General features: G+C 42.3%; 16 protein-coding genes and 1 pseudogene. 9 read left to right on the top strand and 8 right to left on the bottom strand.

The window, feature by feature from the left end; genetic code table 11:
- The first annotated feature begins 4 nt into the window (after nt 1–4).
- Nucleotides 5–736: a chromosome partition protein MukE gene (mukE, locus tag EDC44_RS10910; protein WP_131978781.1), complete on the top strand. Its 732-nt coding sequence runs from the start codon at nt 5–7 to the stop codon at nt 734–736.
- Nucleotides 736–5,229: a chromosome partition protein MukB gene (gene mukB / locus EDC44_RS10905; RefSeq protein WP_131978778.1), complete on the top strand. Its 4,494-nt coding sequence runs from the start codon at nt 736–738 to the stop codon at nt 5,227–5,229. Before mukE ends, mukB begins: the two co-directional genes overlap by 1 nt.
- Before the next feature lie 84 nt (nt 5,230–5,313).
- On the opposite strand, the gene EDC44_RS10900 is transcribed toward mukB, so the two are convergent.
- Both EDC44_RS10900 and EDC44_RS10895 read right to left on the bottom strand, forming a co-directional pair.
- Nucleotides 5,314–8,103, bottom strand: coding sequence for a M16 family metallopeptidase (locus EDC44_RS10900; protein WP_131978775.1), 2,790 nt, complete (start codon nt 8,101–8,103; stop codon nt 5,314–5,316).
- A 115-nt stretch (nt 8,104–8,218) separates the two neighbouring features.
- On the bottom strand, nt 8,219–10,840 hold the full coding sequence (locus EDC44_RS10895) for a TonB-dependent receptor plug domain-containing protein (RefSeq protein ID WP_165870260.1): 2,622 nt from the start codon (nt 10,838–10,840) through the stop codon (nt 8,219–8,221).
- Nucleotides 10,841–11,221: 381 nt separating this feature from the next.
- On the opposite strand from EDC44_RS10895, the gene EDC44_RS10890 reads away from it, so the two are divergent.
- Both EDC44_RS10890 and uspE read left to right on the top strand, forming a co-directional pair.
- A complete protein-coding gene (locus tag EDC44_RS10890) occupies nt 11,222–11,995 on the top strand; it encodes an FNR family transcription factor (protein WP_131978769.1) in 774 nt (257 codons plus the stop codon).
- A 114-nt stretch (nt 11,996–12,109) separates the two neighbouring features.
- Entirely contained in the window at nt 12,110–13,033 is a 924-nt protein-coding gene (gene uspE / locus EDC44_RS10885) for a universal stress protein UspE (protein ID WP_131978766.1), read from the top strand.
- A gap of 192 nt (nt 13,034–13,225) precedes the next feature.
- Here uspE and EDC44_RS10880 read toward each other — a convergent pair whose 3' ends face one another.
- A complete protein-coding gene (locus tag EDC44_RS10880; RefSeq protein WP_131978763.1) occupies nt 13,226–14,722 on the bottom strand; it encodes a leucyl aminopeptidase in 1,497 nt (498 codons plus the stop codon).
- Between the two features lie 86 nt (nt 14,723–14,808).
- On the opposite strand from EDC44_RS10880, the gene lptF reads away from it, so the two are divergent.
- Nucleotides 14,809–15,915: an LPS export ABC transporter permease LptF gene (gene lptF, locus EDC44_RS10875; RefSeq protein WP_131978760.1), complete on the top strand. Its 1,107-nt coding sequence runs from the start codon at nt 14,809–14,811 to the stop codon at nt 15,913–15,915.
- An 8-nt stretch (nt 15,916–15,923) separates the two neighbouring features.
- The gene (gene lptG, locus EDC44_RS10870; protein WP_131978799.1) at nt 15,924–16,997 is read left to right on the top strand and encodes an LPS export ABC transporter permease LptG; all 1,074 of its coding nucleotides are present in this window, start codon (nt 15,924–15,926) and stop codon (nt 16,995–16,997) included.
- 72 nt (nt 16,998–17,069) lie between these two features.
- Here the strand turns inward: lptG and EDC44_RS10865 are convergent, their stop codons facing one another.
- The 5 genes and pseudogenes from EDC44_RS10865 to EDC44_RS10845 all read right to left on the bottom strand — a co-directional run.
- Nucleotides 17,070–17,561, bottom strand: a complete 492-nt coding sequence (locus EDC44_RS10865; RefSeq protein ID WP_131978757.1) for a C40 family peptidase — start codon at nt 17,559–17,561, stop codon at nt 17,070–17,072.
- A 108-nt stretch (nt 17,562–17,669) separates the two neighbouring features.
- Nucleotides 17,670–17,969, bottom strand: coding sequence for an integration host factor subunit alpha (locus tag EDC44_RS10860; RefSeq protein WP_131978754.1), 300 nt, complete (start codon nt 17,967–17,969; stop codon nt 17,670–17,672).
- 4 nt (nt 17,970–17,973) lie between these two features.
- The gene (gene pheT, locus EDC44_RS10855) at nt 17,974–20,364 is read right to left on the bottom strand and encodes a phenylalanine--tRNA ligase subunit beta (RefSeq protein ID WP_131978751.1); all 2,391 of its coding nucleotides are present in this window, start codon (nt 20,362–20,364) and stop codon (nt 17,974–17,976) included.
- A gap of 39 nt (nt 20,365–20,403) precedes the next feature.
- On the bottom strand, nt 20,404–21,393 hold the full coding sequence (gene pheS / locus EDC44_RS10850) for a phenylalanine--tRNA ligase subunit alpha (RefSeq protein ID WP_131978748.1): 990 nt from the start codon (nt 21,391–21,393) through the stop codon (nt 20,404–20,406).
- Between the two features lie 138 nt (nt 21,394–21,531).
- A pseudogene (locus EDC44_RS10845) lies at nt 21,532–21,759 on the bottom strand (pseudouridine synthase); the annotation flags it as partial.
- Nucleotides 21,760–21,800: 41 nt separating this feature from the next.
- On the opposite strand from EDC44_RS10845, the gene cls reads away from it, so the two are divergent.
- The 3 genes from cls to EDC44_RS10830 are packed head-to-tail and all read left to right on the top strand — an operon-like array spanning nt 21,801 to nt 24,717.
- The gene (gene cls, locus EDC44_RS10840) at nt 21,801–23,264 is read left to right on the top strand and encodes a cardiolipin synthase (protein WP_131978742.1); all 1,464 of its coding nucleotides are present in this window, start codon (nt 21,801–21,803) and stop codon (nt 23,262–23,264) included.
- A gap of 16 nt (nt 23,265–23,280) precedes the next feature.
- Entirely contained in the window at nt 23,281–23,925 is a 645-nt protein-coding gene (locus tag EDC44_RS10835) for a histidine phosphatase family protein (RefSeq protein ID WP_131978739.1), read from the top strand.
- Between the two features lie 3 nt (nt 23,926–23,928).
- Complete coding sequence (locus tag EDC44_RS10830) at nt 23,929–24,717, top strand: Zn-ribbon-containing protein (protein ID WP_131978736.1); 789 nt, start codon at nt 23,929–23,931, stop codon at nt 24,715–24,717.
- The last annotated feature ends 116 nt before the right edge of the window (nt 24,718–24,833 follow it).

Genomic DNA, 24,833 nt, shown 5'->3' with positions numbered 1-24,833 from the left:
GACAATGACAGACAACAATCAACCAGAAGTAATTTCACAAAAATTAGCCATTGCTATTGCCAATCCATTGTTTCCAACAGTGGATAGTCAACTACGTTCAGGTCGTCACATAAGTCAAGAACATATTGATAATTATACGTTTTTAGCGGATTTCCAAAATGAATTGGACACATTCTACCGTCGTTATAATGTGGAATTGATCCGAGCACCGGAAGGCTTTTTCTATTTGCGTCCGAAAGCCACCACATTGATTTCCCGTTCGGTGTTATCGGAATTGGAAATGCTCGTGGGCAAAGTGTTGTGTTACTTATATTTAAGCCCGGAGCGTTTAGCTCAACAGGGCATTTTCACCACACAAGAAGTGTATGACGAATTATTGAATTTAGCCGATGAAGGTAAGTTATTAAAAGCCGTGAATCAACGTTCGTCCGGTTCTGACTTAGATAAACAAAAATTGGCAGAAAAAGTGCGGTCGGCCATCAACCGTTTACGCCGTTTAGGCATGATTTATACCGTGGGTGAGCCAAACAGCGGTAAATTCACTATTTCTGAATCCGTGTTTCGTTTTGGTGCAGAAGTGCGTTCCGGTGATGATCCGCGAGAAGCGCAATTACGCTTGATTCGTGACGGAGAAGCGGCTAATCCGGAGTCTCTACATTTAGAGAAAGTCGCTGAGCAAGCAGAAAGTGATGATGAAATTGACAACGATTTAGTAGATGATGAGGAACAAGAATAATGTCTGATTTAGAACTGGAAAATGAAATAATGGATGAAATTGATGTTCCTGTCACAACGTCACATAATACGGCTATTCAACCACAAGTCGAACGGGGAAAATTCCGCTCATTAACCTTAATCAATTGGAATGGTTTCTTTGCCCGTACTTTTGATTTAGATGAATTAGTCACCACGTTGTCTGGCGGTAACGGAGCGGGAAAATCCACTACAATGGCCGGTTTTGTCACTGCCTTGATTCCGGATTTGACCTTATTGCATTTCCGCAATACGACCGAAGCCGGGGCAACCAGCGGTTCTCGCGATAAAGGCTTGCACGGTAAATTACGCCCGGGCGTGTGTTATGCCGTGTTAGATGCGGTTAATTCCCGCCATCAACGGATCTTAGTGGGAGTACGTCTGCAACAAGTGGCCGGTCGCGATAAAAAAGTGGACATCAAAACCTTCTCATTGCAAGGCGTTGAATTATCGGTAAATCCTACCGCACTTTTCACTGAAACCTTAAATGAACGCCAAGCCCGCGTGCTGAGTTTAACGGAATTGAAAGATAAAATTGATGTTTTAGGGGCACAATTCAAACAATATCATTCCATTACTGATTATCACAGTATGATGTTTGATTTAGGAATTATTCCGAAACGTTTGCGTTCGTCATCTGATCGCAGCAAATTCTATAAACTCATTGAAGCGTCTTTATACGGCGGTATTTCCAGTGCCATTACCCGCTCATTGCGTGATTATTTATTGCCGGAAAACTTAGGCGTGCGTAAAGCATTCCAAGATATGGAATCCGCTTTGCGTGAAAACCGTATGACATTGGAAGCCATTAAAGTCACTCAATCCGATCGCGATTTATTCAAACACTTAATTACGGAATCCACTAGTTATGTGGCAGCGGATTATATGCGTAACGCCAACGAACGTTTAGGCAATATTCAAAACGCCCTGGCATTGCGTAAAGAATGGTATGCCGCTCGTTCAGAGCAGAATTTATCCCAACATCGTTTGGTGGATTTAAGCCGTGAAGCTAATGAATTGGCAGAAAATGAAAAAGCGCTGGAAGTGGATCACCAAAGTGCGGTGGATCATTTGAATTTAGTGCTGAATGCTTTACGCCATCAGGAAAAAATTACCACTTACCAAGAAGATGTCAATGAATTGACAGAAAAATTGGAAGAGCAAAAAGTCGTTGTTGAAACTGCGAGCGAACAGTTGGATGAAGCACAAGTGCAATTCGATCAGACCGAACAGGAAATCGACCAATTGCGTGCCCAATTAGCAGACTATCAACAGGCGTTAGATGCTCAACAAACCCGTGCATTGCAATATCAACAAGCCATTCAAGCATTGGAAAAAGCAAAAGTATTGTGCGGATTAGCGGATCTCAGCACAAAAAATATTAATGCCTATTACGAAGAATTTGAGGCTCAAGCAGATGCATTAACTGACAAAGTGCTGGAAATGGAACAAAAAATGTCTATTTCCGAAGCGGCAAAATCCCAATTCGATAAAGCCTATCAGTTAGTGTGCAAAATCGCAGGTGAAATACCTCGTTCCACAGCCTTTGAAACTGCAAAAGAATTATTGCGTGAATATCCTAACCAACGGGTACAAGCACAGCAAACTCCACAATTACGGGCGAAATTGCACGAATTGGAACAGCGCTATGCACAGCAACAAAGTGCGGTCAAATTATTGCAACATTTCAATCAGCGTGCGGAATTAAATTTATCCAGTGCCGATGAATTGGAAGAGTATCATGCCGAGCAAGAAGCCCTAGTGGAAGATTTATCCGCAGAGCTTTCCGAGCAGTTGGAAAAACGTTCTGCATTACGCCAAAAACGGGAAAATCTCACCGCACTTTATAACGAACAAGCTCAAAAAGCACCGGCCTGGCTGACGGCTCAAACAGCATTAGAACGTTTGCAGGAACAAAGCGGTGAAACTTTTGCAGACAGCCAGGATGTAATGAATTTTATGCAGTCACAATTAGTGAAAGAGCGTGAATTCACCATTCAGCGGGATCAGTTAGAACATAAACGCCAGCAATTAGATGAACAAATTTCCCGTTTAAGTCAGCCTGACGGTTCGGAAGATGCCCGTTTAAATGTATTGGCAGAACGTTTCGGCGGTGTGTTGCTGTCGGAACTTTATGATGATGTGCCTATTGAAGATGCTCCGTATTTTTCTGCCTTATACGGCCCGGCCCGCCACGCCATTGTGGTGCGTGATCTCAATGCGGTACGGGAACAATTAAATGATTTGGAGGATTGTCCGGACGATTTATATTTAATTGAAGGTGATCCTGCGGCCTTTGACGACAGCGTACTTTCCGCTCAGGAATTAGAATTGGGCGTGGTGGTGCAAGTGTCTGAACGAGAATTACGTTATTCCAAATTCCCCGAAGTGCCGTTATTTGGTAATGCGGCACGTGAAAAGCGTTTGACAGAATTGGAAGCAGAACGGGAAGAAGTGGCAGAACAGTACGCCAGCCGTGCATTTGACGTACAAAAATGCCAACGTTTGCATCAACAATTCAGCCAATTTGTGGGCTTGCATTTAGCTTTAGCGTTCCAGCCTAACCCAGAACAAACTATGCGTGAAGTGCAGGCAGAACGGACGGAAATCGAACGTGAACTTAATCGCTTGAGCACCACGGAACAGCAATTACGCCTACGTTTAGACAACGCCAAAGAAAAAATGCAGTCGTTGAATAAATTGCTTCCGCAGTTGGTATTATTGGCGGATGACAGTTTGCAAGACCGTATTGATGAGTGCCGCGAACAGTTAGATACGGCAGAACAGGATGAAATGTATATCCACCAATACGGTGCGACGTTGTCACAATTAGAACCGATTGCAAATACATTGCAAAACGATCCGGAAAACTATGAACACTTAAAAGCCGACTATCAACAAACCGTTGAAATGCAAAAACAAGCACAACAACGCTTATTTACCTTGGCAGATGTGGTACAGCGTAAAGCCCATTTCAGCTATGAAGATGCAGTCAAATCGGAAACGTCGGAATTAAACGAACAGTTGCGGACAAAGTTGGATCGAATACAACAACAACGTGAGCAACAACGTGAAATGTTGCGTCAAAAACAATCTCACTTCACGCAATCCAATCAAATCTTAATTGGATTACGCAGCAGATTTGATGCGAAAAATCAAATGTTGAACGAACTGATTCAAGAAATCGGCGAGTTGGGTGTACGTGCGGATGAAGGGGCGGAACAGCGTGCCAGAAACCGTCGTGACGAATTGCATCAACAGCTTTCAACTAACCGTCAACGCCGCAGTTTTGTTGAAAAACAACTGACCTTAATTGAAAGCGAAAGCGAAAACTTAACCCGCCGTATCCGCAAAGCGGAACGGGATTATAAAACCAACCGAGAATTAGTGGTAGCGGCGAAAGTCAGTTGGTGTGTGGTGTTGCGTTTATCTCGCAATAGCGATGTGGAAAAACGCTTAAATCGCCGCGAATTTGCCTATCTTTCAGCAGACGAATTGCGTTCAATGTCCGATAAAGCCTTAGGGGCGTTGCGTAATGCGGTGGCGGATAACGAATATTTGCGTGATGCCTTGCGTTTGTCGGAAGATAGTCGTAAACCGGAAAACAAAGTTCGGTTCTTTATTGCGGTGTATCAACATCTGCGTGAACGTATCCGTCAGGATATTATCAAAACCGATGATCCGATTGATGCTATTGAGCAAATGGAAATTGAGTTGTCCCGCTTAACAGATGAACTCACCGGCCGCGAACAAAAATTGGCCATCAGCTCTGAAAGTGTAGCGAATATTATGCGCAAAACCATTCAACGCGAGCAAAACCGCATCCGCCTGCTCAACCAAGGTTTGCAGAATATTTCTTTCGGTCAGGTAAAATCCGTGCGCTTGGTTGTGAATATCCGCGATACTCACGCAATGTTGTTGGATGCACTTTCCGGTCATCAGGACGAATATCAAGACTTGTTCACCGATAACCGAATGACCTTCTCAGAAGCTATTGCGAAGCTGTATCAACGCTTGAATCCGCATATTGATATGGGACAACGTACCGCCCAAACCATCGGTGAAGAATTGTTGGATTACCGCAATTATTTGGATTTGGAAGTGGAAGTATATCGTGGTGCAGACGGTTGGCTGCGTGCGGAAAGCGGTGCGTTATCCACCGGTGAAGCCATCGGTACGGGTATGTCCATCCTATTAATGGTGGTGCAAAGCTGGGAAGAAGAAAGCCGTCGTATCCGCGGTAAAGACATCGTACCGTGCCGCTTGTTATTCTTGGATGAAGCAGCCCGTTTGGACGGCAAATCCATTTCCACTTTGTTTGAATTGTGCGAACGGTTGGATATGCAGCTACTTATCGCCGCACCGGAAAACATCAGCCCGGAAAAAGGCACAACTTATAAACTGGTGCGTAAAATCGCAGGAAACCAAGAACACGTTCATGTGGTTGGATTGCGTGGATTTGGCGCAACAGAATAGTCAAATAAAAAACTGAAAGTGCAGTCAGAAATGTTTAATTTTTTGACCGCACTTTTACTTTAGCACGCAAAGTGCGGTTCATTTTTAGTACTCCCCTTCTCTTTTCCCTTTTGCTTCGGTAATAAATACCCTTTGGTTTTTCAGGTTGTACACTTGGGTTGCCATTTTTTTGATGTCCGCAAGGGTGATGCTGTCCGCCAGTGGTTTAAGATCTGTGAGATAACGTGGGTCGTGGAATTGGTTTTCGCTGTAGATCAGGCGTTCCAGCCACGCATCCGGCGAGCTTTTTTGTTGTTCCAGCGTTTGATCGAAATAATTTTTGGCGGTTGTCAGTTCTTCCTGCGTAATGCTTTGCGGCAAATCGGTCAGCACTTGTTGCGCCATTGCAATGAGTTTTTCGGTCATTTGCGGATCCGCCGAGAACGTGAGCGTGGTTTGTACGCGGTTTGCCTCCGGCTGTAAACGGGTTTTGAAACGTTTGCTGTAAATGCCGAGGGTTTCATCACGCAGTTTTTGGCTCAATTTTTCCGAAGCAATGCTGCTTAATAAGTCCGTTGCCAAGGCATCTTTTTCCTGCCATTGATAAGGGCTGAACCACGAAATATACACGTTATCTTTCGGTTCGTTATTCAGGGCAAAATGCGCTTCACCACTGCCTTCGGCAACCATTAACGGCGCGGTGGTGACAGGCTGTGGGCGTTCGATGGCGGCAAGATTTTGTTGTACCACTTGGCGCACTTGCGTTTCTTCCAGATTATTTAGAAGAAAGAAGGTGGTCGGCGCATTGGTCATTGCCTGCCATTGTTGGGCAAGGGTGGCTGCGTCGATGTTTTTCACCTCATCAATGCTTGGTTGCGGATTGATGGCGCGCCCATAGACAAATTGCTCCCACGCCAGATTGCGCCGATAATCGGGGGAATCCTGTTGCAGTTCAAGGGCACGAATGCGCTCGGTTTTGATTTTATCCAGTTCTTCTTTAATGCCGGTTTCTCGTTGTTGAGCATAATAAAAGCGCAATAAATCGGCAAATTTATCGTTTTCCACCGTGCTTAAAATGGTTAATCTGTCAAAACTTTGGCGAATTACCAGTGGGAGCGAATGGGTTTCTTTCCATTCCAGCATTTGGTTGGCACTCCAATCCTGCGGTGCATTGGCGGCGATTGCCTGAATTGCCAGTTTGCCCTGCCAATCGTGCAATGTGGCGGCGTTGGAGCCGGCTTGGTTTTGCGCTACAAAATAGGTTTTGCTTTTGGCTATCGGGGATTTCGACCAAACCACCACATCACCGTTGGATAAGGTCCAACGCACGGTATGCTGCTGTGGAAAACGTTGCTCTTTGATGATCTTGCCCGTGGTATTGAGCGGCGCCAGCTGCATTGGCTGATTGTTCATTCCCGGCGGCGCGCTGAATTGGGTATGCTGCGCCTTGTCACGCCATTGCACCACTTGCGCCGGCGAAATGGTCGGCACTGCGATTTCCAACGGCGGCATATATTGCAGAATCTGATCATCGGCTTGCAGCCAAGATTGAATCCGTGCATTGACCTGTTGCAAGGAAATTTGGCGCAAGCCTTGCAATGTCATTTGCTCAATTTCCTCTTGGGTATAATATGCCTTGTCGTTAAGCAGGGTGCTGATCATATGTTGCACCCAATCCTCAAAGGTGAAATTATTTTGCATTTCTTTGTCATTTTGCACCTGCGCCTTGATTTTGGCTTTTTGCTTTTGCAGCTCCGTTTCCGTGATTGGATATGCCAATAGGCGCGCGGCTTCATTCAGCAGGTGTTGCGCCCCTTGATGATGGGATTGTTTTTCCACATTGGCGGAAAAAATCAATGCCGAGGTGGTTTTGCCCACGGCAATTTTACGTGCGCTGATGGCAGTGAGATAAGACGGCAGATTTTTTTTATCTTCACGGAAGCGTTGATTAATCAGATTTAACGCCACGCCGTCAAGCAAGCGTTGTTCAAAGCCTTGCGGCGTTTGCGCCTGCGCCGCCTGATCGTCAAAACGCCATAAATAGGCGACTTGGCTGTTGTTATTTTGCGGATCGCTTAAGCGGTCGGTGCGGATTCCGGTTTGTAATGCCGGCTCATAATAGCCCTTATCGCGTGGCGGTAAGGCTTTGCGCGGCAGGTCGGCAAAAAAAGTGCGGATCAATTTTTCGGCGTTTTTTACCTCAATATCCCCTACCAGCAATAGTTGCATATTATTCGGCACATACCAAGTTTGGTAATAACGTTGTAATTCCGTCGCCGGCATTGTTTGAATGCTTTGCTGCGAGCCGATCACCGCGCGGTTTTCATAGCGGGATCCGGCACGGAAAGAAGATTGGCGCTGTTCATAAAGCCGCCGCTTGGCGCTGTCACGCGAGCGCCATTCTTCCAGCACGATTTTGCGCTCGTCGTCCAAATCCGCCTGTGTGATTTCTGCCTTAAATAACATTTGTCTGACGATTTCTAACGAGCGTTCCAAGCCAAAGCCCTGCGGCGGCATATAAATATAGGTGGTGTTTTCCTGATTGGTGAAGGCGTTGTAGTTTTTGCCGCGCAGCCAGCCTTGTTGGTGCAAATAAGGCATTATCCCTTGTGGATAGGCTTGTGAGGCACGGAACGCCATATGCTCCACCATATGCGCCCCACCGCTTTGCGCCGGCGTTTCATCAACCGCACCGGCATACACACGCATTAACACATCAACCCGATTCGGCTGGCTGTGCAACGGCACAATGGTATAACGTAAACCGTTTTCCAGCTCGCCCTGCACCGGTGTCGGATTGGAATGGGATTGGGTGGAATTTGAAGAAGCCGCCAATGCCAATACTGATGCCGATGACATTGCGCATAACATAAAAAAAGAAAACAAAAAACGCATAGTTTTTCCTTTTAAACAACATAGAGAAAGTGAGATTGTGGAAAAGTGCGGTCAAATTTCGGGAAGTTTTTGTATTTATCAAAACTAACCAAAATCCAACCGCACTTTTAACCTATTACCAACGATAAGCCACGCCCAACCAGAATTGGCGCCCCAATTCATAGCTCACCGTGCTTTGGCTTTCCGTTCCGCCTAAATATGCCGAACTTGGGCTTACACTTGCCACGCGGCTGTTAAACACATTAAGCACATCTAAATTGATTTCCAATTTTTGCTCGTTGTGAATCGGCAATGTCCATAGCAAATGCCAATCCAGTGTTGCCTTGGCGGAATAGCGTTTCAGGCGGTAATCATACACCGCGCCGCTATAATCGCCGCAGGCTTGCGGTTGGCTGGAATTGGCACAGAGCGCCACATCGTGACGGGTGTAGGATTTATAGCCGGTTTTGTAATTGAGGCTATGGGTCCATTTTAGATTCCACGCCGGAATGTCCGTTTGTAGCTCAAGGAAGCTCTCCCAAGGCTGATTAAAGTTAAACGGCGGCAACTCACTCACCGAACCATAGCGTTTGCCCTCGAACAAATAATAACGGTTATTATATGCCGCCGGATCAAACACTAAACTTTCCTCATAGTTGCCGTGGTAATTGGTGTGGCATTTTTGATAGCGCGCGCCGAGGCGGTAATTCAAATCCAGCCAGCCCAAATGATGGGTTTTATTATTTTGCAACGCCAAGGTAAAGGTGTTGGTTTGACCGCTGCCGTCGTTGGTCATCGTTTTTCGCTCTTGCGTACGGCTTCGCTCCGTGCTTGGCGTAAATTGGCGCTGGCTTTTGCGATGCACCCAGTTAAAGGTGAGCGTGTGGGCAGCGAGAGTGTAATTAAAGCCAAGGTTGTACTCGTCGCTATACGGCGTTTTCAGGTTTTTCGCATTATCCCAAGACGGGGAATTGCGCATACAATTGCCGTTTTGCCATTCGCCTGTGCCGTTTTTGTCGCCATAACGCTGCATTTCACGGTTACACGGAATGCCGGCGCGCAAGGCATAGGTTAACAGATTGCCGGCAAAATAACGGTTATAGCCGCCGGTAATATTAAAGCGATGGTCGTTTAATACATTGATATTAAAGGCAAAACGTGGCGCAATATTAAGATTTTTCAGGAAGCTGTCGTAATTGACATTCACCCCTGGCACTACTCTGAAGCGCCCCCATTCCATTTCATCGGAGAAATAGGCATTGTAGTTATTCACGGTCGCCTTGGCGCGGAATGCCGGATAATACGCCATTCGATTCTGGAATTGCTCATTTGGCAGGCAGTCCACACAATCCGGCGCCACATTACCGAATAAGCTGTTGTAATTCGGGGCGATGGATTGCGAGCCGTTGCGTAACACTGCGGACATATAGCGGTTCGCTGTCGGGCGTTCGGAGCGTGCCTGCGCCAAATCCACCTGCCAGCCGAAAGCCAATTTATGCTCGCTTGCGCCAAGATTAAGGCTGTTTAACTCATAATCCTGCTTCAACGTCCAGGTTTTCATTTGCGAGGAAAGCTCGCCTAAACCGCCTTCACGCTTGTATAAACAACGACCATTCGGCGCAAAGGTCGTACACCAGTCCGTCGAGGCTTTTGGAAAGAGGGCGTTGCCCACCCAGTTATAAAAATCCGCGCCGGCATCATAGCTGATTTTGTTGCGGTTATATTGATAGGCAAGCCCTGTTTTCACCCGTCCCCAATCCGCTTTATATTGGGATTCCAGATTAAAACGCCAGCCGCCGCCTTCGCTCACATAGCGCCCGTTTTTGGTATTGTCACGGAAATACACATTTTCATGCGGCGAATATAATGCTGTGGCGGTTAATTTATGCTGTTCATTAAGTTGATAGCTGCCTTTCAGTAAAAAGGTTTCCGCCAAGCGACGTTCTTTTTCCCAACGATTCAAGCCTTGATGATATTCCGGCATTTTGGATTGGGTGCGGTTGTAGGCAAATAAAATACCGGCTTTCTCGCTAAGGGGCTGATTCAAATGAAAATCAAAAATATGCTTGGTAAATTGCGGCTGCACATCGCTTTCCGCATAAGCGGTTTCAAACTCCGCCGCTTCTTCATCATTTAATTGAAATTTTGTCCAACTGTCGCGCGTGGTACGATAACTGATGGCGCCGCTGGCACGCTCCGTTTGCGGATCCTGAATTTCCGCATCAATCACACCGCCGGTAAAACGCGAATATTTCGCCGGCGCATTACTGTCATAAACCGTCACATTTTTTAACAGTGAACTATTAATATAAAAAGACTCCGGCGAACCGGGCGCAATATACATTGAGGTCGGCTCGGTAAAATCCTCCGCCGATTTAAAGCCGCCGTTGCTGGAGCCCGGATTGAGCATATCATTATTGGAAAGCCCATCAATCAAATAGCTATTGTTGTAATAAGGCTCGCCGTGAAAACTGACCAAATCCGGCACAATCTCACCGGCTTGCGTGGCGCTATTGGTCGTGCCGCTAAACTGCACCGCCGGATTGTTTTTCAACAACTCGGTGATATTGCCGTTACGCTGCGGCTTACGGGCAATATCCTCCGCCAACAACACCGCCGTCCCCGCCGGCGGCGGCGCGGCACTGTCCACCACAGAAATCATTTCCAACTGATCTTCTTTAGGTTTAGGCTCTGCATAACTTATTGAATTTAAAAATAGAAAAGAAGAAATGCACAAGGCAATAGGTGTTTTTTGCATCATTGTTTCTTAGTAAATATAGTTGGTAACTATAAGAAATAAGAAGAATTCTCATTTTATGAAGGAAAATCAAGAAGTCAATACACACAATGAGATTTTGATCACAAATTTGAAAAAAGTCGAAAAATTTATTTTTAAATATTTTTAGAAACTCCTACAAAAGTAGTTCCAGAATTTAGATATCCATCAACGGCAACATACTAAAAATAAAACGAAAAGTGCTGTCAAATAAACAACTACAAGTTAGTTAATGAGATTAGCGATTCTGCCATTAAGCTGAAATTTCCATAATTCTTATATAGTCAAAAATTAAGAATAATGCTAAAATTCTTTGAGTTAGATCAAAATAATTATGATTTATTAGCATTTAATGGGGATTAAATGGAAATTTTAACCAAAGAACCTAAAATTGGTCGTCGTATTCAATCTGGCGGTTGTGCTATTCATTGTCAAGACTGTAGTATCAGTCAGCTTTGTATTCCTTTTACCTTAAATGAACATGAGCTTGATCAGTTAGATAATATTATTGAACGAAAAAAACCAATTCAAAAATCACAGGTTGTATTTAAAGCTGGTGATCCGCTCACTTCCTTATATGCTATCCGCTCCGGAACGATAAAATCTTATACCATCAGTGAAAATGGTGAAGAACAAATTACCTCTTTCCACCTTCCCGGTGATTTAGTCGGTTTCGATGCTATCGCTCATATGTCGCACCCTAGTTTTGCACAGGCACTGGAAACTGCGATGGTTTGTGAAATTCCTTTCGATATATTGGATGATTTGGCAGGAAAAATGCCAAAACTTCGTCAACAAATGATTCGTCTGATGAGTAATGAAATTAAAAATGATCAAGAAATGATTTTGTTACTTTCCAAAATGAATGCTGAAGAACGTTTAGCCGCATTTATCTTAAATTTATCAACACGTTACTCCACTCGTGGCTTCTCTGCCCGAGAATTTCGTTTAACAATGACACGCGGTGATATTGGAAACTATCTTGGATTAACCGTTGAAACAATTAGCCGCTTATTGGGACGCTTCCAAAAAATCGGGTTACTTACCGTACAAGGTAAGTATATTACCATTAATAATATGTCTGAATTAATTGAGCTTTCCGGTTCGGCCAAACAAAAATTAAAAATGTTTGGCTAAATATTCTTATCATGAAAGTGTAATCAAATCAGATTACACCTTCATTTTTTGCTTGTAGTTCAATAAAAGATACCCTATGCTATGAACAACAAATCTTAACTCAAGGAGGTTGTTATGAATTTCAAAAATATTTTTGTGGTTCTTAATCCGGAAATTGAAAAACAATATGGATTAGCACGTGCGGTACGTTTGGTTAAAGAACAAAAATATCCTGAACCTGTAAAAATCACTACTTTTTTGCCTGTCTACGATTTATCTTATGAAATGAGTGCCATGCTTTCTTCCGAAGAACGGGACGAAATGCACGAAAGCATTATTCATCAACGCCAAGCTTCTATTCGTTATTATTTAGATAAATATGCCGATCCTATGATTGAGTTTAATTCAATCGTGGTTTGGAACAGCAATGAAGCTGATGCGATCACTGAAGAAATAGCTAAAAATAATTATGATTTAGTGGTGAAATACACAAAAGAAGAAGAAAGCCTAACCTCTTTGATTTTCACTCCGATGGATTGGCAATTACTACGTAAATGCCCTGCCCCAATATTGATGGTACGCGATGGGGACTGGAAACATCAGCGTCGTATTTTAGTGGCTGTGAATGTATCGAGTGATGAAGAGCATCATGAAGTTTTTAATAAAGAATTAGTTTCTATCGGTATGACTCTTGCACAAAACTTTGAACGCGGGAACATTCATTTGGTCAGTGCTTATCCACCGGCTCCACTCAATGTTGCGATTGATTTGCCGGAATTTAACGTTGGTGAATATTCTAATAGTATTCGAGGCCAGCACTTGATCAATATGAAAGCATTACGTCAACAATTCTTTATTGATGAAGATCACACGCATGTTATCGAAGGTTTTCCGGAAGAAGTTATTCCAAGCGTAGCGGAAGAAATTGGTGCAGAATTAGTTATTCTAGGTACTATCGGACGTACCGGCTTATCAGCAGCATTTTTAGGAAATACTGCGGAACACGTTATCAACAAATTAAGTTGTAATTTACTTGCAATTAAACCAAGTAAAAAATAATCGGATACTAAGTTATTAATCACGAAAAAATGCGGTCAGAAATGACCGCACTTTTTTCTTCTTGCTGTGTTGATTGCTCAGTCTTATGTTCAAAGGTCTTATAGAAAAATGCCGTCAATAAAATAACAAGCATGATTACAATTTGAATCAATCGTTTTAAAGTCAATTTTTCAGCCGGCATCTTAATTCAACCTATCTTTCAACTTGATTTAGTAAGAACTGAACTAGCAATGCAACCGGGCGGCCTGTTGCTCCTTTATTTGCTCCTTGTAACCACGCTGTGCCCGCTATATCCAAATGAGCCCATGGATACTTCTTAGTAAAGTTAGATAAAAAAGCACCTGCAGTAATCGCACCACCCCAACGTCCGCCGATGTTTGCCAAATCTGCGAAATTAGATTTTAATTGCTCTTGATATTCTTCACTTAACGGAAGCTGCCAAGCTTTATCATTAGCTTGTGTCGCCGCTTCAAGCAACGCCTGTGCCAATTTGTCATTCGGCGAAATCAATCCACTGTTATGTTGACCTAATGCCACGACGCAAGCCCCGGTCAAAGTTGCCACATCAATAACACAATCGGGATTGAATCGCTCTACGTAAGTTAAGGTATCACAAAGCACTAATCGACCTTCCGCGTCAGTATTCAATACTTCCACGGTTAATCCATTCATCGTAGTAAGAATATCGCCCGGACGATACGCATTTCCATCCGGTAAATTTTCACAACCGGCCAGCACACCAATAATATTTAGCGGCAATTGTAATTCTGCTACGGCTTTCATTACACCATAAACCGTCGCCGCACCACACATATCATACTTCATTTCATCCATGCTATCCGATGGTTTTAACGAAATACCGCCCGCATCAAAAGTTAATCCCTTTCCGACTAATACAATCGGGTTCGCATCGGGATTCGGGTGATTTTTATATTCAATCAAAGATAAAAACGCTTCGTTTTTTGAACCCTGTGATACAGCAAGATACGCATTCATGCCTAACTCTGCCATTTGAGCTTCATCAATAATTTCCGTATTAATGAATGAATATGTCAAAGCTAATGCTTTCGCTTGTTCAGCCAAATAAGCCGGGGTACATACATTCGGCGGGCAATTGGCAATATTTTTTGTCGTTTCAATACCAAGAGCAATGGCTTGTCCGTCTTTAATCGCCTGTTGCAATGTTTCTAGTGCAGCAATATCCGGCTGAGTGAATCTGATTTGTTGCAATTGTGACGTTGTCTCATTCTTTTTGCTCTTAAATTGCTCAAAACGATATAAATCCGTCGCAATGGCTTCTATGGCAAAACGAACATTCCAATAAGTATCGCGATTTTTTAATGGGACTTCGGCTAAGAAACATAAGCAGTCGTGGCTGCCGGTATCTTTTAAGACTTGAATCATTTTTGTGATACATTGTTTATACTGGCGTTCTGTTAATGCTTCTCCTTTTTTGCCGCAACCGACAAGTAAAATACGCTCGGCAAGTAAAGTTGGAACATAAGATAATAAAAACGCTTCCCCCACTTTACCAGTGATATCTTTACGCTCAAATAAATCATCTAAAATACCGTCGGTAAATTGATTTAACTGTTTTGCTGCATTCGTGAATTCACCATTTTCATAGATACCAACTACCAAACAATCGGTTTTTTCATCAATAAAATACTGCTCTACATCGAATTTCATTTTTCATCCTTGTTTTGAAATGTTATTATTACTCGTTATTTAATAAAGATTTTAAACAAAAAGCAAGAAAAACATAGGCAAATAACGTGATTCTGACAAAATATTTAACAAAAGAAGTATTTAAAAGCCAAGTGGCGATTTTATTTATCCTGCTTCTTATCTTTTTCTGCCAACAATTAGTGCGAGTGCTGGGTTCGGCTGCAAACGGAAATGTACCGGCAGATTTGGTTTTTTCTCTCCTTGGATTAGGTATGCCTGCAATGGCTCAATTAATGTTGCCACTTTGCCTATTTATAGCGGTATTATTGACTATCGGGCGTTTATATGCGGAGAGTGAAATTACCGTCATGCAGGCTTGCGGTGTCGGTTCACGTATTTTAATTAAAGTGGTATTAGGACTTTCTTTAATTACAGGTGGGATGGCGGCTTATAACGCATTCTGGCTTTCTCCATGGGCGATCGATCGCCAAGTTCAATTATTGGAAGATGCCAAGGCGAATCCGCGGATGTCGGCATTGAGCGAAGGGCAATTCATGACATCCAATAGCGGTGAATTTGTGTTATTTATCAATAATATCAGCAAAAATGAACTTAAAAATGTGTATCTTTTTCAAACAAAACAAAAAGGTAATGTGAAACCTTCCGTTGTTGTTGCGGAGAACGGAGAATTACAAGCTTTACCGAACGGTGATCAAATTCTCACCTTAAATAATAGCCAGCGAGTGGAAGGCAGTGCTTCATTACCGGATTTTCGTATTACGGATTTCGAGCAATATCAAGCTTATTTAGGCTATCAGGCAGTGAATGCGGTAAGCGATAAAACAGCCGGTTTAAGCATTGATGAATTGATGAAAAATAATTCTCTCCCGGCAAAAGCTGAATGGCATTGGCGTCTAACCTTAATTTTTGCCGTGCCGTTAATGGCATTGCTGGCCGTACCGTTAAGCAAAGTAAATCCGCGTCAAGGCAGATTTGCCAAAATTTTACCCGCACTTTTACTCTATTTAATCTATTTCCTATTGCAAAGCTCGCTAAAATCGGCCGGTGTCGCAAGTAAATTGGATGCCTCAATTTTTATGCCAATCGTAAACATCGGATTTTTAATGCTCGCTATACTCTTAAATAGCTGGAATACGGAATGGATGTATCGTTTACGCCATTCTTTTAATAAAAATGCAGTCAAAGGAGCTTAATAATGTTAATGAATACCTTGGACCGCTATATCGGTAAAAATATTTTAGGGACGATTTTTGTTACATTATTTACGTTAGTAGGATTATCCGCCATTATAAAATTCGTGGAACAATTTCGTAGTGTGGGTAAAGGGTCTTATGACAGCTTGCAAGCTATTCTCTATACGGTATTAACAATTCCCAAAGATATTGAAACATTCTTTCCTATTGCCGCATTGCTTGGCGCATTAATTGCGTTAGGTAATTTAGCCGGTCGTAGTGAATTAGTCGTCATGCAAGCTTCTGGGTTCTCTCGTTTCAAAATCGGTGTAGCCGTGCTGAAAACCGCACTGCCATTAGTTATTTTGGTGATGGCCCTTGGTGAATGGGGGATCCCGCAAACCGAGCAATTTGCCCGCGATATGCGTTCTAAAGCTATTTCCGGCGGCTCTTTGCTTTCTGTGAAAAATGGTATCTGGGCAAAAGACGGTAATGATTTTATCTACATCAACCGAATCACCGAGAATTCAGAATTGCGAAATGTATATATTTATAGCTTTGATAGTCAACGCAATCTGCAAAAAGTTTCTCATGCTAATCGGGCGGTTTATGATAGCAACAATAATAAATGGACGCTTAACCAACTTAACGAATCAAAAATCGGCAATGATGAAATTACAACAATTAACCATTTGAATCAAGCGTGGCAGACCAGTTTAACACCTGATAAGCTGGGTATTGTTTCATTGAAACCAACGTCTCTATCAATTAGTGGTCTATCAAGTTATGTGGGATTCTTAAAAGAAACCGGTCAAGATGCTCGCGGATTTGAGTTCACCTTTTGGCAAAAGCTGTTCCAACCGATTTCGGTAACAGTTATGATGCTATTGGCGATTTCCTTTATTTTCGGCCCGTTACGCAGCGTTACCGCCGGAGCGAGAATTGTTACCGGTGTATGTTTTGGTTTTGCTTTTTACGTCACTAATGAAGTGTTCGGTCGTATCACTAAGCTATATAACATTGAACCTATCATCGGTGCGTTGATCCCAAGTGCCATTTTTTTAGTGATAACTTGGTGGCTATTAAGTCGTAAACGGGATTAAAATCAAATAAATAATTAAAAGAGCAGTTAAAAATTTTTAGGTTTTTAACCGCTCTTTTTTAATATTTCTAAACTAAATTCGTCTGGTTTGCCAATAGGTCTTTGACCAATACGGACTATTGAGTGATGAATAGATCACACCACCTTTGGTGGATGCGTGGATAAATAAATCATCTTTCCAAAAAATACCTACATGGTAACCGTTTGGTCCGCGACCGGTTTTGAAAAACACCAAATCACCGGTTTGTATATCAGATTTACTGATTTTGTGCCCGTGATTTGCCTGATCTCGGGTAGTTCGCGGCACTTTTACACCAAAACGATCAAACAAAGTTTTTTGCACAAAACCGGAACAATCAATGCCGGAACGGCTTTGTCCGCCTAATTGATAAGGTGTTCCTGCCCATTCATATTGCTGTTCGCTTAATAACGCAATTGTCATAATAGGATCATCTAATGAACCACGGTAATTAATAGAGTTCGTTCGATAACTGTCATTATTTGATGAACAAGCCACCAACGTAGAAAGTGCGGTTAAAATAAGAAATTTTTTAATGAATTTCATCGCTGTTCCATGTTTATTGCATCTATGATTTATTTTCATATACGACAAAACTATCTACGCAAATTTGCATAGATAGTTTTATTATTTTGTTCAACCAAAAGAGAATACTTATTCTTTGAATTTTGCTTTCTCTACTCTGGCACGAAGTTTTTGACCGGGTTTGAAAACCACAACGCGACGAGCGGAAACCGGCACACTTTCGCCGGTTTTCGGATTACGTCCCGGACGAGATGCTTTATCACGCAATTCAAAATTACCAAAACCAGATAATTTCACATCATTACCGCTTTCAAGAGCAATACGAATTTCCTCAAAAAAAGTTTCCACCAGTTGCTTCGCATCTTTTTTATTCAAACCAAATTTTTCAATAAGGTTATCTGCGATTTCGACTTTTGTTAATGTAGTCATAATATCAATCTCTCAAATAGGCCTGAAAACGTTGTTTTAATTCATTCAATACAGTAGAGATTACCGCATTTATATCTTCTTCTTCAAGTGTTTTTTCATTATCTTGAATAATTAAGCTGATCGCCAGACTCTTATGCCCTTCTGCTACCCCAGAACCTTGATATACATCAAATAAATTTGCTTGGGTGAGCTTTTCACCGCCCACTTCGCGACAAACATTTAGCACATCACTGGCAGCAATATCATTTGCAACAACGATAGCTAAATCACGACGGTTTGCCGGAAATTTAGAAATTTCTTTCGCCTGAACAATATCACGACTAGAAATTGCATCAATTAACACTTCAAATACTACGGCTTTGCCGTTAATACCCAATTGTTTACTGATACTCGGATGAATCGTGCCGATAAAACCGATTTCTTTGTCACCAAACATAATTGCTGCCGATTGTCCCGGATGCAATGCGGAAAATTCTTTTGCCACTAATGTAAATCCATTGTCTGACCCGGTTAACGATAGGATATTTTCTAAATCACCTTTCAAATCAAAGAAATCCACACATTCTGCTTTCACAGCCCAATGTTCATTGGTGCGATTACCTGTAATAACACCGCCTAGTACCATTTCTTGGCGTACACCGAACTCAGCGTTGACATCCGGAATAAAACGCAAGCCGCTTTCAAATAAACGAATTCGGTTTTGCTGACGGTTTTGGTTATACACCACAGTGTTGAGCAAGCCCGTTAATAACGAAACACGCATAACCGACATTTCCGATGAAATCGGGTTTGGTAAAACCAAAGCCGGTTGATTCGGGTGCAGCAAGTTTTGGATTTTCGGATCCACAAAACTATAAGTCACAACTTCGTGATAACCTGCCGATACCAAACCTGATACAAAATTCGTTAGTTCTACTACACGTTCGCTGTAATAATTCATTTGCAGGTGTGCCAATGGAGCATTATTCGGAATACTATTGTAACCGTAGATTCGAGCAACTTCTTCAATTAAATCTTCTTCGATTTCAATATCGAAACGCCAGCTTGGTGATGTCACGCTCCATACATCATTTGCATAAGTCGGCTTTAAACCTAAACGGCTTAAAATATCCGTCACGGTTTCCGTTTCAATATAGTGACCTAATAACTCATCCAATTTATGACGACGTAACTTGACTTGTTTTGCTTTTGGTAAATGTTCATTACTTACCGCTTCACAAATCTCACCCGCTTCACCGCCGCATATTTCTAATAACAATGTAGTCGCACGTTCCATTGCGTGATATTGCAGCTGATAATCCACACCGCGTTCAAAACGATGAGATGAATCGGTATGTAAACCGTATTGACGTGCACGGCCGGTAATTGCTAACGGAGCAAAAAATGCCGCTTCTAAAATAACATCTTTAGTTTCACCGCTTACACCACTGGCTTCACCACCGAAAATCCCAGCCATTGCTAAAGCGCCTTTGGCATCTGCAATCACTAAAGTATTGGATTGTAATTTTGCGGTTGTGCCGTCGAGGAGCGTTAATTCTTCACCGTCTGTTGCCATACGCACTTGCATCGGCTGCGTCACTTTCGCCGCATCAAAAGCGTGCATCGGTTGACCTAATTCCAATAAAATATAGTTGGTAATATCCACTACCGGATCGATAGAACGAATACCGCAACGACGTAATTTTTCTTTTAACCACATCGGCGATACCGCTTTCACATTCACATTTTTCACACTGCGTAATAAATAACGCGGACAAGCTTCCGGTGCTTGTAATTGAATATTGATTTTATCGGAAATCGTCGATTTGACTTCAGCGGTAGCATAAGGTTCGACAACAGGGAGTTGGTTTAATACTCCTATTTCACGGGCAATCCCGGCAATACTTAAACAATCCGCACGATTTGGCGTTAAGCTGATTTCAATGGCATTGTCGTTTAATTGCAAATATTCCCGCAAATCCTGACCGATTGGTGCATTAGCCGGTAATTCGATGATACCGCTATGATCTTCAGAAATACCCAATTCGCTGAATGAACACAACATCCCTTCCGATGGTTGACCGCGTAATTTGGTTTTCTTGATTTTGAAATCACCCGGCAATATAGCCCCTTCCATGGCACAAGCTACTTTTAATCCTTGACGGCAATTCGGTGCACCGCATACGATATCTAATAAGCGCTCACCACCTACATTGACCTTGGTCACACGTAATTTATCGGCATCGGGATGTTGAGCACATTCCACTACTTCGCCCACAACCACACCGTTGAAATCTCCGGCAACTTTTTCAATGCCGTCCACTTCCAAACCAAGCATGGTAATTTGTTCGCTTAATTGCTCGGTGGAAATTGCCGGATTCACCCATTCACGCACCCATAATTCACTGAATTTCATTTATATTATCCCTTTAAAATTATCTTTAATCGTTACACATTATTTGAATTGTTTTAAGAAACGTAGATCGTTCTCAAAGAATGCACGTAAATCTGTGACGTTGTAGCGTAGCATCGTTAAACGCTCAACTCCCATTCCCACCGCAAAGCCGGAATATTCATCCGGATCGATACCCACATTACGCAACACATTCGGATGCACCATACCACAGCCTAAAATTTCTAACCACTTGCCGTTTTTACCTTTCACATCCACTTCCGCCGAAGGTTCGGTGAACGGGAAATAAGACGGACGGAAACGCACTTCCAGATCTTCTTCAAAATAAGCTCGTAAGAAATCGTGTAGCAAGCCTTTTAATTCCGTAAAGTTGGCTTTTTTATCCACATACAATAATTCGATTTGGTGAAACATCGGTGAGTGAGTTTGGTCGTAGTCGTTACGATACACGCGACCTGGTGCCATAATACGGATTGGCGGCTGTTTTTTCTCCATAGTACGGATTTGCACACCGGATGTTTGAGTACGCAACAATAATTCCGGATTGAACCAGAAAGTATCGTGATCTGCACGAGCAGGGTGATGTTTAGGAATATTCAAGGCATCGAAGTTATAATAATCGCTTTCCACTTCAGGACCGGCTTCCACGGTAAAACCTAAATCTGAGAAAAATTTTGTCACACGACGGATTGTGATATTAACGGGGTGCAAACCGCCGATATCCACGCGACGCCCCGGCAAAGTCACATCAATTTTTTCTTTCGCTAATTGAGCATCAAGTTCGGCTTTTTCCCACTCTGCTTTTTTTGCATTCCATAGATCTTGCACTTCTTGTTTAGCTTCATTAATCAAGGCACCGATTTTCGGACGTTCTTCTGCCGCCACGTCACGCAAGCCTTGCATTAAACCGGTAAAATGCCCTTTTTTGCCAAAATATTCCACACGAATTTCATCTAATGCCGCCAAATTCTTATCCTGAATTTGGTCAATTGCCGCTTTCGCTTTCTCAATAATATCTTTTAGGTTTTGCATACCTTTCCTCTGTTCCTCTGTTTTTATGCCGATAAAAGAAAATTTCTTTATGATAATACTAACTGATTAAAAAATCACGTTTTATTTAGAATTGTAGCCTGTTCACTCAAAAGTGCGGTCAAATTTCGTCAAAATTTAAAATATCCTTCCAAAACTCACCGCACTTTGTTCATTTAAAGCAAAAATCAATAAGCCTGATGTAATTTTATCCAAACGATGCACCAACCACAGCTTTTCAACGCCTAATTGCCAAGCAACCTGTGTGGTCAAACCTATTTCCCTGTCATCTTTATGCACAGAAATACCGCAAGGCTTGTCAATTATGATAAAATCCTGGTGTTTATAGACTATTTCAATGGGTCGCATAGTTAATATTGTGATCTGTTATTGTGGACGGTTAGCATAATATGAATTTAGAAATTGAGCAAATCTTAGCGTATGTGATTCCTTTGGTGATGTGGGCGTTAATTGTGTCCGTGACCTTGCGGTTGATCATCAAAAAACAATCGGTTTCCGCCACGTTGTCCTGGCTGATGATTATTTATTTAGTACCGATTGTGGGAATTCTGGCTTATTTTATTTTTGGTGAAATTAATTTAGGTAGCCGACGAGCCTTAGCCTTTAAAGAACGCAGCCCGAAATATTTGCAATGGTTTAATACGGTGGCGGAAAGCGAAAAAGATCACAGTGTTAATAATACCTTATATTACAAACCGATTTTCGATTTAGCTCAAAAACGTTTAGGAATCCCCCGTGTTTCCGGCAATGAATTGCATATTCTCAGTACACCGCAATCCATTATGCGAAGCATTATTGATGATATTCACCAAGCGGAATATCAAATCAATATGGTATTTTATATTTGGCAAGACGGTGGTTTGGTGAATGAGGTCACTCAAGCCTTATTAAATGCCCGTAAACGCAAGGTGAATGTGAATATTCTGCTGGATTCCGTAGGCAGTCATCAATTTTTTAATAGCCCCAGCTATCAAAAAATGAAAGCTGCCGGTATTGAAATTGCCGAAGCCTTGCATGTGAATTTATTTCGGATGTTCTTGCGTCGTATTGATTTGCGTCAACACCGCAAAATTATTGTGATCGATAATCAAATCAGCTATACCGGTAGTATGAATATGGTAGATCCGGCCTTTTTCAAACAAGATGCTGCCGTAGGAAAATGGGTGGATATGATGGTGCGGGTCAACGGCCCTGTTTCATCAATTTTAAACGGTTTGCATGCTTGGGATTGGGAAATCGAAACACATAAGGAATTACCCATTGCTTTACCCACCTGCCCTTTGCTGCCAATTGAAAAAGATAATTCACATTCCGTGCAAGTGCTGGCTACCGGCCCCGGTTTTCCCGATGATTTAATGGCTCAGTCTTTGGCCATTGCGATTTTCTCTGCCCGCAAAAGTATTATGATTACGTCACCGTATTTCGTACCAAGTCACAATATTGCCGAAGCATTACGCATTGCGGCATTACGTGGCGTGGACGTATCCTTGATTTTACCAAAGAAAAACGATTCTTTGATGGTTGATTGGGCAAGCCGAACTTTTTTTGATGATTTACTGGCTGCCGGTGTGAAAATTTATCAATTTGAAAACGGTTTACTGCACACTAAAAGTGTATTAATTGATAATCGTTTAGCGTTGGTGGGTACGGTAAACATGGATATGCGAAGTTTTATGCTGAATTTTGAAGTAACAATAGTGGTGGAAGATCGCAGTTTTGCTAATGAAATCGCTATTTTGTACGAAACTTATCTGCAAACTTCATCACAATTAGACTACAATCAATGGAAAGCAAGATCCGTCTTTTCAAGAGTCTTAGAAAAATTATTTTTCTTGTTTAGTCCACTACTCTAACTTTTAAGGAATATAAATGAAAAAAGAATTAACGTTTTATCTGATCCGACACGGCCGCACACAGTGGAATGATGCGGGTCTATTACAGGGTATGGGGGATTCGCCTCTGACAGAACAAGGTATTTTAGGTGCAAAAGCTACCGGCAAAGCATTAAGTGCGGTAGATTTTTCAATGGCTTTTTCCAGTTGCTTACAACGCACAATTGATACTGCCGGTTATATTATTGGTGAGCGAGATATTCCTCTGTTTCAGCATCAAGGCCTAAACGAACACTTTTTCGGTACTTGGGAAGGCGCAGATATCAGCGAATTGCGTAAACTTGAGGAATTTACCGTAATGCAGGAAAATCCGGCGGAATATAAAGCCAGCAATGGCGGTGAAACCTTCGGCGAATTGGCGGAACGCTCAATGAAAGCAATTCAAGATATTATCAAAATCAGCCAATCCGGCAGCAATATTTTAATCGTCTCTCATGGACATACCTTGCGAGTGCTTATTGCATTAATGAACGGTATCAGCTGGCAAGATCACCGACAAGAAGGTAAAAGCGAACCGTTGCGTAATACTTCCATTAATATTGTGCGTTATGTACAAAATACCGATGAATCGCAAGGTCGATTTATTGTTGATACAGTGAACGAATTATCGCATTTAGGATAAATTATGTATCTTGCAGAAGTATTTTTTCGTCTCACTGCCGAACAATATGAATTATCCGATGCGTCAAAAGTGATTAATCCGATAATTGATCAATGGCGTTATAACGGACAAATTATCGGGCGGGAAATTCCGTTATTTTATGCCGAAAAAGGGGAACGAACCGGTTTTATGGTGCGGGCAACTTGTCCCGAACCGAAAAGTCTGTTACCGGAATGGAATAACGTGGAAGTGAATAACGCTTTAGAAAATGCGGCAAAAGCGGGCATTTATTTAGAAAGTATTGAAATCTTCGGTGATGACCTGAATTCGGATACGACCAGTCAAACGGATAAACCTGAATGGCAAATACTCTGTACCACTTATTTACAGTCTTGCTCGCCTATTCATAGCGGCGATGATTTTCTGCCGATTCCGTTATATAAACAACTAAAAAACATACCGCACTTAAGTATGGATGTAATCAAATGGCAGGAAAACTGGCAAGCTTGCGACCAACTGCAAATGAACGGTTCAGTACTGGAACAACAAGCAATCAATGAAATTTCATCCATTGACGGCAACTTAACTAAACACGGTCGTTATTTAGCCGCTGAAATTGAAAAAGAATCCGGTGTGCCGACATATTATTATTTATACCGCGTAGGCGGTGAAAGTTTGGAAGCGGAACAAAACCGCTGTTGTCCCAGCTGCGGTAATGACTGGAAATTAGAAAAACCGCTATTTGATTTCATATATTTCAAATGCGATCAATGCCGCCTGATTTCTAATTTATCTTGGAGTTTTGGAGATTAAAAAAGGGCGTATCTTACGCCCTCAGACCGCTGACAAACCTCTAGACATACATCTAGAGGTTTGCTCTAATAGGTCTATCGAAAAGGAAATGCCTATGCTCAAAAATACCGTCTCTC

This window comes from Cricetibacter osteomyelitidis (assembly GCF_004340985.1).
Lineage (GTDB): Bacteria > Pseudomonadota > Gammaproteobacteria > Enterobacterales > Pasteurellaceae > Cricetibacter > Cricetibacter osteomyelitidis.
Note: the sequence above shows the minus strand (reverse complement) of the source record. Positions and strands in the feature narration are given on the sequence as shown.

Bases quoted from the DNA above. Each gene is read 5' to 3' on its own strand.
- EDC44_RS10880 (WP_131978763.1), bottom strand. From the start codon at position 14,722: ATGAAATTCGATGTAGAGCAGTATTTTATTGATGAAAAAACCGATTGT.
- EDC44_RS10835 (WP_131978739.1), top strand. From the start codon at position 23,281: ATGAAAAAAGAATTAACGTTTTATCTGATCCGACACGGCCGCACACAG.
- EDC44_RS10890 (WP_131978769.1), top strand. From the start codon at position 11,222: ATGGAAATTTTAACCAAAGAACCTAAAATTGGTCGTCGTATTCAATCT.
- cls (WP_131978742.1), top strand. From the start codon at position 21,801: ATGAATTTAGAAATTGAGCAAATCTTAGCGTATGTGATTCCTTTGGTG.
- EDC44_RS10830 (WP_131978736.1), top strand. From the start codon at position 23,929: ATGTATCTTGCAGAAGTATTTTTTCGTCTCACTGCCGAACAATATGAA.
- uspE (WP_131978766.1), top strand. From the start codon at position 12,110: ATGAATTTCAAAAATATTTTTGTGGTTCTTAATCCGGAAATTGAAAAA.
- EDC44_RS10860 (WP_131978754.1), bottom strand. From the start codon at position 17,969: ATGACTACATTAACAAAAGTCGAAATCGCAGATAACCTTATTGAAAAA.
- pheT (WP_131978751.1), bottom strand. From the start codon at position 20,364: ATGAAATTCAGTGAATTATGGGTGCGTGAATGGGTGAATCCGGCAATT.
- EDC44_RS10895 (WP_165870260.1), bottom strand. From the start codon at position 10,840: ATGCAAAAAACACCTATTGCCTTGTGCATTTCTTCTTTTCTATTTTTA.
- mukB (WP_131978778.1), top strand. From the start codon at position 736: ATGTCTGATTTAGAACTGGAAAATGAAATAATGGATGAAATTGATGTT.
- pheS (WP_131978748.1), bottom strand. From the start codon at position 21,393: ATGCAAAACCTAAAAGATATTATTGAGAAAGCGAAAGCGGCAATTGAC.
- mukE (WP_131978781.1), top strand. From the start codon at position 5: ATGACAGACAACAATCAACCAGAAGTAATTTCACAAAAATTAGCCATT.
- EDC44_RS10900 (WP_131978775.1), bottom strand. From the start codon at position 8,103: ATGCGTTTTTTGTTTTCTTTTTTTATGTTATGCGCAATGTCATCGGCA.
- EDC44_RS10865 (WP_131978757.1), bottom strand. From the start codon at position 17,561: ATGAAATTCATTAAAAAATTTCTTATTTTAACCGCACTTTCTACGTTG.
- lptG (WP_131978799.1), top strand. From the start codon at position 15,924: ATGAATACCTTGGACCGCTATATCGGTAAAAATATTTTAGGGACGATT.